The organism is Euzebyales bacterium (assembly GCA_035461305.1).
Taxonomy (GTDB): Bacteria; Actinomycetota; Nitriliruptoria; order Euzebyales; family JAHELV01; genus JAHELV01.
The window spans coordinates 14754-26628 of record DATHVN010000141.1 but is presented as its reverse complement, the minus strand read 5'-3'; the positions used below and the strand labels follow the sequence as shown (position 1 = coordinate 26628).

The following is an 11875-nucleotide window of genomic DNA, read 5'->3' as shown; positions in this document are numbered from 1 at the left end:
CCGACCTTCAAGGCCTCGAGGACGGCTCCGCCGTCGACTTCTCGACCGATCCCGACGGGTCGGATCCGGCCGACGAGGCGACGACCGGGACGATTCCCGGATGGACGTCGCTTCTGCCGCCGTTCATCGCCATCGCGATCGCGCTCGTGTTCCGGCAGGTCATCCCGCGCTGCTGGTCGGCGTGTGGATAGGCGCGTGGGGCACCTACGGGTTCTCCATACGGAACCTGTGGGACGACCTGCTCGACGTCCCGAACGTCTGGGTGCTCGACGCGCTCGCCCCGCCGGACGGCGACTCAGGCACATGGCGATCGTGGTCTTCACGATGCTCATCGGCGGGCTGGTCGGCATCATCTCCCGCAACGTGGAACAGCGGGCATCGTGCGAACCGTCACGTCGTGGGCCCCGGACCGGCGACGCGGGCAGGTCGCCACGTCGGTGCTGGGCATGGTGATCTTCTTCGACGACTACGCCAACACGCTGGTCATCGGCAACGCGCCGCGACCCGTGACCGACCGCCTGCAGATCCTGCGCCACCGTGGTGAGGCGGACCTGATCGTGGTCGGCAGCCGTGGCCTGGGCGGGTTCGCCGGCCTGCTCCTGGGATCCGTCAGCCACCAGGTGGCGCGGACGTCCCGGTCGCAGTGATCCCCAGGCACGTCACGGTCGACGCTGGCGGCGACGGCACGCGCGCGGTGGTTGTCGGTGTCGACGGGTCGGACGCCTCGGTGCAGGCGCTGTGGTGGGCGGTCGACGAGGCGCGGCTGGGCGAGGTGACGCTCACGGCGGTCTACGTGTACCGGTCGCTGCGCGAGGCCGCGCCGTTCGACGCTTCTCCGGCATCGAGAAGCAGCAGCTGGACGAGCTTGAGTCCCACGCCAGCGGCACTGCGCTCGACAAGCTCGACACGTTGCTCGCCGACGCGGGCGATACGTCGGGCGTCACCATCGAGCGGCACGTCGAGTCGGGCTCACCCACCAAGGTGCTCACCGCCGACGCCGCCGACGCGCGCACGCTGCTGGTGGTCGGCAGCCGCGGCCGCGGCGGCTTCCGGGGCCCGCTGCTCGGGTCGGTCAGCCAGCAGTGCCTCCACCACGCCCGCGGTCCGGTGTTGGGCACCCCCGCCGACCGCTGGCCACCACCCCGAAGTCTGGCACACCACCTTGTGTGCCGGACTTCGAGGTGTGGGCAGTAGTTTGCGCAGAGCACGACGTTCGCGCCCCACCTCGAGGTCTGCGCTCGACGTCGAAGTCCGCTCCCGGCACCGACGACGCGCCGATCGTCCCCCGAGCGGGACCTCGAGACACCCTCGGCACGTGTCAGGCGATTCGGTTGGGGCTGCGCGCCCCGGTCGCCAGCGGTGGGCGGCGGTCGAACCACGGGCGCGCGGCCTCGAGCTGCCCCGCGAGCCGCAGCAGGGTGGCCTCATCACCGAAGCGGCCGGCGAACTGTACGCCCACGGGCAGCCCGTCAGGCGTCCAGTGCAGCGGCACCGACATCGCCGGCTGTCCCGTGATGTTGAACAGCGGCAGGCTCGGGATGGCGGCGAGCACTCGCTGGGCCAGCTGCTGGAACACGGCCAGCAGGGCGGGGCGCACGGGCGCGCGGCGCAGCGCTCTGAGCACGCGCTCCTCCGCGGGCGTGGGGTCGAGCGCGCGGTGACGCATCGGCGGCTCGGCCAGCGTCGCGGTCAGGATCGCGTCGATGCGCTCGTCGACAAGCTGCGCCGCGACGGTGCGCCCCACGGCGCGGACGTGGTTGAGCGCCGCCGCCGTCTCCCGGCCGGTCAACCTGCCCCCGACGAGGCCCAGCACCCATGTCGTCAGCTCGTACTGCGCAGCACGCGGCGCGCGCTGCCGGTTCAGCCGGGCGACGTCGTCGAGCGACGCGGCGGTCGAGGCGGCCAGCAGGACCAGCATCGCCTCGACCGTGGCCATGCGGTCGATGTTCAACCGGAGCGGCACGACCTCGTGCCCGAGGTCGCCGACGAGGTCGGTGGCGGACACGACCGCTGCGCGGCACTGGGGATGGATGTCGTCGTGGAAGATCCCGCCGTCGACCACGCCGATGCGCAGCGTTCCCGGGTCGGTGCCGACCTCATCGGCGAACGGGCGCTCCGGCGACGGCGCCGCGTAAGGGTCCCCCTGCTCGGGGCCGTGCGTCGCGTCCAGCAGGACCGCCGAGTCACGAACCGAGCGGGTCAGGGCGTGGCTGACGCTGAGACCGAACAGGCCGTCGGCGCCGACCGGACCGCTCGGCGTGCGCGCCCGCGTCGGTTTGAGGCCGAACAGGCCGCAGTGACTCGCGGGGATCCTGATCGACCCGCCGCCGTCCGACGCCGAGGCTGCGGGGACCATCCGCGATGCGACGGCCGCGCCTGAACCGCCAGACGATCCGCCCGCCGACCGCGTGGGATCCCACGGGTTCGCGCAGATGCCGTGCAGGTCCGGCTCGGTCACCGGGGTGATGCCGAACTCGGGCACGTTGGTCATCCCGAGCGGGACCAGGCCTGCCGCCTCGAGGCGTTGGACGAGCGTGGCGCTGTATGCGGGGATGTAGGACCGCATCGCGCGTGAGCCGCCGGTCATGCGCACCCCGGACCACGCGTGGTTCAGGTCCTTGAGCAGGAACGGCACGCCCCGCAGGGGCCCGTCGGGCGGCCCGGCGTCGATCGCGCGGCGCGCGCGGTCGAACGCGGTCGTGACCACGGCGTTGACGACGGGGTTGTGGCGCTCGATGCGTGCGATGGCGGCGTCGAGCAGCTCGTGCGGGGTCACCTCCCCGTCGCGGACGGCGGCGGCCAGGCCGACCGCGTCGTGCTGCTCGTACTCGACGAAGGTGTCCATCGGGCCCCACGCTACCTGGCGCGACGGTGGCTCCCGGGGCGTCGCTCAGATGAACGTGCGGGTGTCTCCCTGGCGGCGCGTGACACCGCGCCGATCGAGCTCTTCGAGCAGCGGAAGCACGTACTTGCGGCTGGTGCCGAGCACCTGGCGTGCCTCCGAAGCCGTCAGCGGGCCGTCGACAGCGGCGGACCGTAGAAGGGCCGTCGCGTCCTCGATCGCCGTGGCGGTCATCGCGATGTCCGGCGCCAGCCGCACCACCTGCCCCGACGACTCCATCTCGGTCCACAGCGGACGCGAGACGCCGGCGGAGGCGGCCGCGTCGCTGAGCGACGGTGGGGCGAAGGGCCTGGCGTCCAGTGCCGCGAGCAGCGCGTCACGGGCGCGCTGCTGGTCCTCGTCGAGCGCGACGCGGTGGTCGGGAAGCCGCAGGCCCGCCGCCTCGCGTGTCACCAGCCCGGCGCCCTCACACCAGATCACCACGTCGTCCATCACCGATCCCGGGCAGCCCTGCTCGGCCACCGCCCGATCGACGACGGCACGTGGTGCGGTGCGGGCCAGTGGGTGGGTGGTGTGGTGGGCGGTGAGCGCGTCGCGGATCGCGTCCGCCCACCGCCGCAGGTGATCGGCGTCGACGTAGTGGTCGCCGAGCACCTCGACGTCCGAGGGCGGATGGGCGGGCGAGGTACCCGTGACGGCATGTGCGTCGCTGATCGCCGCGGCACCGCGCTCGGCGGTGTGCAGGGCGAGCAGCCGGTCCCGGTCGTCGAGCGCCTCGAGCCGGGCCGCCAGCTGCGCCACGCGCACCTGCCGCCGCGGGCCGCGTGGCCGCCGCGGTGGAGCGGGGTCGAGCACCGGCCCGCCGGCCACCGTCACTCCGCGGCCGACCTCACGTAGGACCAGGCGGTCGCCTGCCTCGATCGCGCAGGCGCCCCGCAGCTCGATGCGCACCGGACCCGAGGCGGGACCGACGATCTGACGGTCCGCCAGCGGCCACACCCGTGCGACGTGCTCCGAGGATCCGATGTGGACGTGCCATGCTCCTGTCGAGCGGACCTGATGCCCTGGCAGCACGCGCAGCCACGCGTCGAAGGTGCGGGTCGTGCGCCACTGGTCCGGTCGCACGAGCGCCGCTCCGCGCTCCGCGTCCGCACGGTCGACACCCGCGAGGTTCACCGCGACGCGGCTGCCCGGTCCGACCGTCGTGCGGTCCGTGTCCAGGCTCTGCAGCGACCGCGCCCTGCCACGGGCTCCGCCGGGCAGCACCGCCAGCTCGTCGCCGACCTGCAGCGTGCCGCCGCCAAGGGTGCCCGTGACGACCGTGCCGGCCCCGCGGATCGTGAAGGCCCGATCGATCCACAGCCGTGGACGTCCCCGATCCGCCGCGGCGCCGACCCGGTCGCAGACGTCGCGCATGGCGTCCCGCAGATCGTCGAGCCCCTCGCCGGTGAGCGCGCTGGTGCGCACGATCGGGCAGCCGGCCAGCGTTGTGCGCTCCAGCCCCTCGAGCACCTCGAGCTCGGCGAGCTCGACCAGCTCGTCGTCGACGGTGTCAATCTTGGTCAGCGCGACGACGCCGTGGCGCACGCCAAGTAGGTCGAGGATCTGCAGGTGCTCACGGCTCTGTGGCATCCAGCCCTCGTTGGCGGCCACCACCAGCAGCGCCACCTCGATCGGGCCGGCGCCCGCCAGCATGTTGCCGATGAACCGCTCGTGCCCGGGAAGGTCGACGAACGCGATCGTGTGATCGTCGTCGAGGTCGAACCATGCGAAGCCCAAGTCGATCGTGAGGCCCCGCCGGCGCTCCTCGGCGTAGCGGTCCGGCTGCATGTCGGTCAGTGCTGAGACCAGGCTGGACTTGCCGTGGTCGACATGACCGGCAGTGCAGATGACGTGCATCACGACTCCTCCGTGGTACCGGGGTCCGCCGACCCCGTCAGCAGCTGGCGCACCTCCGGCAGGTGGTCGTCGTCGACGATGGCGCTGACCCTGTCCCCGGGACGCAGCTCGGTCGACCCGTCCGGCAAGATCAGGTCACCGTCGCGGTGCACGCTGGTCAGCAGCGTGTGGCGTGGCCACGCGACCGACCGGATCTGCCGTCCCGTCGCCGGGCTGGCGTCGGTCACGCGGACCTCGACGAAGTTGGTCCCGACCAGATCGCGCAGCCGGCGCAGCTCGGTGCGGTGCTGGGAGACCAACGAGCGTGTGACCGCCTGGCGGTAGGCGGTGACGAGGTCGGAGCGGCGGATCAGCCCGACGAGCTGCCGGTGGTCGTGGGCGGCCACGACCGGTAGGCGGCCGACGTCGATCATCGCCATGCGCCGGAGTGCCAGGAAGACGGGATCCTGCGGCGTAACCGTCAGCATCTGGTGGGTGCAGACCTGACCGACCGTGAGGCCGTCGTCACCGGCGTCCCCGACGGCCACATCCGTCAACGTGCACACGCCGACCAGCCGGCGGTCCGCGTCGAGCACAGGGAAGCCGTGGTGCCCGGTCCGGCGGAACTCGGCGCGGGCCTCGGGCAGGGTCATGTCGGCGGTGAGCATGTCGGGGTCGGTCGTCATGACCTCGCTGACGCGCACCGTCTGCATCAGGTCGACGTCCTCAGGCTCGCCGTAGACGATGCCGCGCTTGGCCAGTGGCCAGGTGTAGACCGACTCGGGCTGGATGCGGTCCGCGATGAACGTCGCCAGGCCGGCCGCGAGCATCAGCGGCAGCACCAGCTCGTAGTCGCTGGTCAGCTCGAAGGCGATGACGATCGCGGTCAGCGGCGCGCGTGCCGCGGCGGCGAACACGGCCGCCATGCCGACGAGGGCGAAGGCGCCGGGCTGTACACCCGCATCGGGTAGCAGCTCGGCGGCCACGTGCCCGACAGCCCCGCCGACCGCGGCGCCGCAGAAGATCGTGGGAGCAAACGTGCCGACCGCGTTGCCGCTGCCGATCGACAGGCAGGTGGCGACCAGCTTGGCGAAGGCCAGGATCAGCAGCAGGCCGACCGCCGCGTAGCTGGCGCCGATCTCTGCGTCGAGCATCCGCTGGATGGGGTCGCGGATGCCGTCGATCGGTGGGAGGTTGTCACCCGTGCCGAGCACCTCCGGCACGGCGAGCGCGATGAGACCAACCCCGAGCCCGCCGAGCCCCAACTTCAGGGGGCGCCAGATCTGCAGCCGCGCGAAGACACGCTTGGCCAGGTCCTCGCCGTAGAGGAAGGCGATGCCGAACAGGGCCGCGGCGACGCCGAGCACCGCGTACAGGCCCAGCTCGCGCGCGTCCGAGAACGTGTACAGCGTCGCCGGCTCATAGATGATCCCGGGACCGATGATCTCCCGCGTGGTGACGGAGCCCACCACCGACGCCACGACGACCGCCTGCAGGACCGACGCGCGGAAGCGGCCGATGATGAGCTCGATCGCGAACAGCATCCCGCCGATCGGGGCGTTGAACGAGGCGCCGATGCCTGCCGCGGCGCCGGCCGCGACGAGGGTCCGCATGCGCTCTTCACCGACAGCGAACAGCCGTCCGAGCAGCGACCCGACGCTCCCGCCGATCAGCACGATCGGTCCCTCGCGTCCGCCCGAGGCGCCCGTGCCCAGTGCGATGCCCGACGCGGCGACACCCGCGAACGGCACGCGTCCGCGAAACCGACCACCGTGGGTCGCGACCGTCGTCATCACCTGGATGACGCCGCTGCCGCTGCTCTCGGGCGCCACGTAGGTCACGATCAGGCCGACGACCAACGCTCCCACGGTGGGCACCAGCAGGACCAGTGGCCACGAGGCGTGTGTGCCGAACGCCACCCGCTGGACGACCGCGATGACGCCGATCAGCGCCGCAGCCAGCAGGCCGGTGCCCAGGCCCACCGCGACGGCCAGCGAGATCATCAGGGGCTCGCCCTGCAGGTGGGGCACCGTCTGGCGCCGGGTCCTGCGGATCCAGTCACCGGTGGTCTCCCCGGGCTGGCGGCGCAGGCGCGACACCGTGGTCCGGGTCGCGCCGCGCTGAGTGTCCTCGCCGGATTCGTTCACCGGAGTGTCCGGCGTCATCGGTCCGCGTGCCCACCCGCCGCGGCCACGCGCTCGGCGAGCAGCGCCTCGTTACCAGGATCGACGGTGCGCAGGTCCACCATGACGGCGTCGTCCGCGACGCGGACCACGACCGGAGGCCGTCCGCCACGCAGCCGGTCGGCGACCTCGGTGGGTCCGTCGACGGTGATCCTGACGACGGGTCCGGTGAGCACGGCGTCTGGTGCCGCCCCACCGCCGGGGAGCCCCGCGTCGTCCACGACCGTGGCAGCCACACCCCGTGCCGTAAGCGCATCGACAAGTCGTCCACAGCGGGACGCCAGCTCGTCGTCGCCGGCGTGCAGCATGCGCCAGACGGGGATCTCGGCGCTCCGGTCCCGCAGGTGCAGCTCGAGGGTCGCCTGCAGGGCGGCGATCCGCAGCTTGTCCAGGCGCAGCGCCCGTGCCAGGGGATGCCGGTGGCAGCGTTCGATCAGCTCGGCGCTGCCGAACAGCAGACCGGCCTGGGGTCCACCGAGCAGCTTGTCGCAGCTGCACAGCACGAGGTCGGCGCCGTCACGCAGGGCGTCGGCGACGGCGGGCTCACCGGCCAGCGCACCGGACGATCCGTGGAGCAGTCCCGAACCGGTGTCGTACAGCAGTGGGATCCGGCGCTTGGCGGCGACCGCGGCCAGCTCCGGCAGCGTCGGCTGCGCGACGAACCCGACGATCCGGTAGTTCGAGGGATGGAGGGTCAGGATGGCGGCCGCGTCGTCGGCCGCGAGGTAGTCGTCGGCGCGGGTCCTGTTGGTCGTGCCGACCTCGACCAGGCGCGCGCCGGACGCTGCCATGATGTCCGGCAGCCGGAACGAGCCACCGATCTCGATGAGCTCACCACGCGACACCACGACGCCCCGGCCGTTGGCGAGCGCAGCCAGCGTGAGCACCAGGGCGGCGGCTGCGTTGTTGACGGCGAACGCCGCCTCCGCTCCTGTCAGCTCGCACAGCAGGGGTTCGAGCCGGCTGGTGCGTGATCCTCGGCGGCCCGTCGCGACGTCGTACTCCAGGTCGCAGTAGCCGGCGGCCTCGAGCAGGGCGTTGCGGGCGGCGGCGGCCAGCGGCGCGCGCCCGAGGTTGGTGTGGACGACGACGCCGGTGGCGTTGATCACCGGTTGGAGCGGTGCTGGACGCCGACGCGCGATGTGGTCGCCGGCCGCGGCCAGCAGGTCGCTCGTTGTCGCGGCCGGGCCGCCGTCGCGCACCACTCCGCGTGCGGTGTCGACGACCGCCCGCAGCGCCTCGGTGACGCCTGCGCGACCGTGCTCGGCGACCAGGTCCGCCGCCGCAGCCAGCAGCTGGTCGATGCTCGGCAGCCGACGCATCCGGGCGTGCAGACCGGTGTCGTGCCGGCCCGGTGCCTGATCATGGTCGCTGCCTGAGGTCTGGTCGCGTGACCTACCGCTGTCGCTGCCTGAGGCCTGGTCGCGTGACCTACCGCTATCGCTGCCTGAGGTCATGCCGCTCTCTGGATGTTTTGTCGGGGGGTCATCGCCCTACGATTGCCAGCATGACAGATGTCGGCGACCGGGGTGCGGTGCAGTCGCTCGACGCGATCACGACGCGGGTGCGGGCTGCCAACCCGTCCCACATGACGCTGACCGGCACCAACACCTACCTCATCGGCGATCCCACGGACGGCGACCTCGTGGTCGTCGATCCCGGTCCCACCCTGCCCGACCACCGGCGTGCGATCGAGGCCGCGGCCGCTGATCGCCGGGGACAGATCACCGGCATGGTCATCACCCATCACCATCCCGATCACGCCGAGGCGGTCGGCTGGGCCGTCGAGTGGGGCGTCGACGCGCTGGCGTTCGATCCCGCGCGCATCGCAGGCACGCACGCGCTCAGCGACGGCGACACGGTCGTCGCGGGCACGGTCGAAGTCGTCGCGCACCACCACCCCGGGCACACGGCGGACCACCTGTGCCTCCAGGTGCCGGCGACCGGAGCCGTGCTGACCGGTGACCACGTGCTGGGCGAGGGCACGACGGTCATCGCGTGGCCGGACGGCGAGCTGGGGCAGTACCTCGCATCGCTGCGAGCGCTGCGCGCGTTGCACCCACTGGTGCTGTACCCGGGCCATGGCGAGGTCATCGACGATCCGGCGGCCCGCATCGACGCCCTCCTCGCGCACCGGCGGGAGCGCACGCGACAGATCACCGCCGCAGTGGCTGACGCGCCCGTCACCGTCGATGCGATCGTCGCGGTCGTGTATCCCGACCTTCCCGGCGGGCTCCGCTCGGCGGCCGCCCGCAGTGTCAAGGCGCACCTCGCCGATCTCGAGCGCGGCGGTCGCGTCGTGCGCGACGGGGGTGGCTGGCGTGGCGCGTAGGCGGCCGGCGACGGTGGACACGTCCGATCCCATGTCGACCGGCGTGATGATCGGCCTGACCGTCCTCATCCTCGGGACTCTGGGGGTGCTGTACGTGGTCAACACCCGGGATGTGCAGTCGCTGTCGGCCCCCGCACCGGCATCGGAGGCGGCGACAGGTACCACGGTGCCCGTGGCGCCGGACGAGCTGGGCTCGACACCCGCCGGACAGGACGTCGACGGCGACGGCGACACCGCCGCCGACAGCGAGTCGGCCGTCGACGGTGACGCGCCGACCACCGGCACGGCCGGCGACGGCGGCACGGGCATCGCTGACGATGCCGGTGGCACGGGAGGCGCGATGCCCGGTCGCGAGGACGGTCGCGGCCTGTTCAGCCCTGACGATCCCGGGCGCGTGCCGACGATCACGGTGAGCTCGACGCCCAGGGACGTGCACGTCGTGCAGGTGGACCTCGACGGCGACGGGGTGAACGAGCGCGTGTGGGCTGCCATTGTGCGCGACCAGACGGAGACGCGCGTGGAGCAGGTCGTCGACGGCAGGTGGACGCCCATGGAGGCGCATTCGGGCCCCGCAGCGGACCGCCTGGTCGAGCTCCGGGTCAGGGACCTGACCGGTGACGGCCGGCCCGAGGTCTACACGCGGCAGTGGGTCGCCACCCAGGGTGAGAGCCTGACGATCTGGTCGTACCGCGACGGGGCCCTGGCCCGGATGCGGATGTCGGGCGGGTGCTACAACAACGCGAACACGGTCGGCATCACCGGCGCCCTCGTCGAGGAGGTCGATGAGGACGGCGCCACGATCGCGGCCATCTGCAGGGACGACGGCCTCCCACCGCAGCAGTGGTCATCTGCGATCTACGTGTGGCGCGACGGCCGTTGGCTCTTCGGCCGTCAGCAGGGCCGCTATGTGGGACGGTCCCCGTGAGCGTCGAGAGGGCGGCGAGCGGGCGACCTGCGTGACCACGCGGGTGTGCTGCGACGGTTGCGGATGCGAGACGTGGGAATCCTTGGGCTTTCCGAAGTAGTGAACCGGTTCACGAGCACAGGAGGCGACGGCATGTCGATCGACCTGCCAGCCGCGCGCAGCGTCACTGAGGACCCGACCCAGCAGCAGTTGCGATCGTGGGTCGACCAGATGACGAACGCGACACTGACCCACTACGGCAACTACAGCGTCCAGACGCGGGTCACCGCTCGCTCCGCGGGATCGACCTTCATCGTGACCGATGAGCCGGAGGTCACCTCCAAGCAGACGATGTCCCGTGTCGCCTACGATGCCCTGGCCGAGGCGCAGGACGCGCACATCGCCGGGTGCGACATGATCCACGTCCGCGGATACATCGGGCCTGAGGGCTCACCGTTCCGCGTCCCCGCGCAGCTGTTCATTGAGCGCACCGCCGCCAACATCCCCGCAATGCAACAGCAGCTGTACTTCCCGCCCGATGCGGACTGGGACACCGCGGAGGCGTTCACGGTCATCTACACACCCAGGATGCCGACGCCGGATTACCCCGACGACCGCGTGATCGCGATCGACCTGGAGCACTGGGTGACGCGCGTGAGCGGGGCGGACTACTTCGGCGAGTCCAAGATGGGCTCGCTGCGGATGTGGAACGAGTGGGCGTACCGGCGCGGCGGCCTGGCGATGCACTCCGGCGCCAAGGTCATCCCGACGCCCGACGGCGACCGCGTCGCGCTGATCGTCGGCCTGTCGGGCACGGGGAAGACGACCACCACGTTCACCCGGCAGAACCAGTCCCTGCCGGTCCAGGACGACTTCGTGGCCCTCGCGCCGGGGGGCGCCGTCCACTCGACCGAGAACGGGTGCTTCGCAAAGACGTTCAGTCTCGACCCCGAGTACGAGCCCACGATCCACCGGGCGCTGACGACTGAGCGCAGCTGGCTCGAGAACGTGGCCGTCGCCGACGACGGGTCGGTCGACTTCGCCGACGCGAGCCACACGAAGAACGGGCGTGGGACCTTCGGGCTGGCCGACATCCCCCACTTCGATCCGCGCAAGCTCGGCCGTGCCGACTTCCTGCTGATCCTCAACCGCAACGATGACATCGTGCCTGCCGTCACGCGTATGACCTCGATCGACCAGGCGGTGGCGTACTTCATGCTCGGGGAGACCCGTGGGACATCGGCCGGTGGCGCGGCGGAGGCGGGCAAGGCTCTTCGCGTGCCCGGCACGAACCCGTTCTTCCTGCAGCACGACTACATGCAGGGCAACCGCCTCGGCCAGCTCATCGAATCGATGGACTACGACTTCGGCGTGTACGTGCTGAACACCGGCGAGATCGGCGGTGCTGACGACCCGGAGGGTGGCACGCCCGTCGAGATCGTGCACTCCTCGGCGATCGTCAAGGCGATCGCGGAGGACACGATCCGCTGGGCGCCCGACCCCGACTTCGGCTACTGGACCGCCGAGGAGGTCCCCGGCATCGACGACGACGCGCTGCTCAACCCGCGGCTGCGGTACTCCAGGCAGGGTCGCGAGGAGGCCTACACGGCCCGCGTCGGTCAGCTCAAGCGGGAGCGCTCCGCGTACCTCGAGCAGCATGCCGGGCTCGACGAGACGATCCGGGCCGCCCTGGGCTGATCCAAACGCAGCCAGGCGCGCGGGCGGCAGGTGCACGC

General features: G+C 71.9%; 9 protein-coding genes. 5 read left to right on the top strand and 4 right to left on the bottom strand.

The features are described 5' to 3' along the window. Nucleotides 1-380: 380 nt before the first annotated feature. Nucleotides 381-647 (top strand): universal stress protein, encoded by a 267-nt coding sequence (locus tag VK923_12960; GenBank protein HSJ45587.1) that lies wholly within the window; start codon nt 381-383, stop codon nt 645-647. Nucleotides 648-741: 94 nt separating this feature from the next. After that, nucleotides 742-1194 (top strand): universal stress protein, encoded by a 453-nt coding sequence (locus VK923_12955; protein HSJ45586.1) that lies wholly within the window; start codon nt 742-744, stop codon nt 1192-1194. Nucleotides 1195-1318: 124 nt separating this feature from the next. On the opposite strand, the gene VK923_12950 is transcribed toward VK923_12955, so the two are convergent. Genes VK923_12950 through selA form a run of 4 tightly spaced genes read right to left on the bottom strand, consistent with a single transcriptional unit; the run spans nt 1319 to nt 8225 of the window. After that, on the bottom strand, nt 1319-2845 hold the full coding sequence (locus VK923_12950; GenBank protein HSJ45585.1) for an amidase: 1527 nt from the start codon (nt 2843-2845) through the stop codon (nt 1319-1321). Between the two features lie 45 nt (nt 2846-2890). After that, nucleotides 2891-4741: a selenocysteine-specific translation elongation factor gene (gene selB / locus VK923_12945; protein HSJ45584.1), complete on the bottom strand. Its 1851-nt coding sequence runs from the start codon at nt 4739-4741 to the stop codon at nt 2891-2893. Further along, the gene (locus tag VK923_12940) at nt 4741-6867 is read right to left on the bottom strand and encodes a chloride channel protein (GenBank protein ID HSJ45583.1); all 2127 of its coding nucleotides are present in this window, start codon (nt 6865-6867) and stop codon (nt 4741-4743) included. Before VK923_12940 ends, selB begins: the two co-directional genes overlap by 1 nt. 14 nt (nt 6868-6881) lie before the next feature. Further along, nucleotides 6882-8225: an L-seryl-tRNA(Sec) selenium transferase gene (gene selA, locus VK923_12935; protein HSJ45582.1), complete on the bottom strand. Its 1344-nt coding sequence runs from the start codon at nt 8223-8225 to the stop codon at nt 6882-6884. A 185-nt stretch (nt 8226-8410) separates the two neighbouring features. Between selA and VK923_12930 the strand changes: the two genes are divergently transcribed. From VK923_12930 to VK923_12920, 3 genes are all read left to right on the top strand, one after another. Continuing rightward, on the top strand, nt 8411-9235 hold the full coding sequence (locus tag VK923_12930; protein ID HSJ45581.1) for an MBL fold metallo-hydrolase: 825 nt from the start codon (nt 8411-8413) through the stop codon (nt 9233-9235). Nucleotides 9236-9266: 31 nt separating this feature from the next. Then, nucleotides 9267-10160, top strand: coding sequence for a VCBS repeat-containing protein (locus VK923_12925; protein ID HSJ45580.1), 894 nt, complete (start codon nt 9267-9269; stop codon nt 10158-10160). A gap of 132 nt (nt 10161-10292) precedes the next feature. Next, nucleotides 10293-11837, top strand: coding sequence for a phosphoenolpyruvate carboxykinase (ATP) (locus VK923_12920; protein ID HSJ45579.1), 1545 nt, complete (start codon nt 10293-10295; stop codon nt 11835-11837). The last annotated feature ends 38 nt before the right edge of the window (nt 11838-11875 follow it).

Bases quoted from the DNA above. Each gene is read 5' to 3' on its own strand.
- VK923_12925 (HSJ45580.1), top strand. From the start codon at position 9,267: ATGTCGACCGGCGTGATGATCGGCCTGACCGTCCTCATCCTCGGGACT.
- selA (HSJ45582.1), bottom strand. From the start codon at position 8,225: ATGCGTCGGCTGCCGAGCATCGACCAGCTGCTGGCTGCGGCGGCGGAC.
- VK923_12920 (HSJ45579.1), top strand. From the start codon at position 10,293: ATGTCGATCGACCTGCCAGCCGCGCGCAGCGTCACTGAGGACCCGACC.
- selB (HSJ45584.1), bottom strand. From the start codon at position 4,741: ATGCACGTCATCTGCACTGCCGGTCATGTCGACCACGGCAAGTCCAGC.
- VK923_12950 (HSJ45585.1), bottom strand. From the start codon at position 2,845: ATGGACACCTTCGTCGAGTACGAGCAGCACGACGCGGTCGGCCTGGCC.
- VK923_12930 (HSJ45581.1), top strand. From the start codon at position 8,411: ATGACAGATGTCGGCGACCGGGGTGCGGTGCAGTCGCTCGACGCGATC.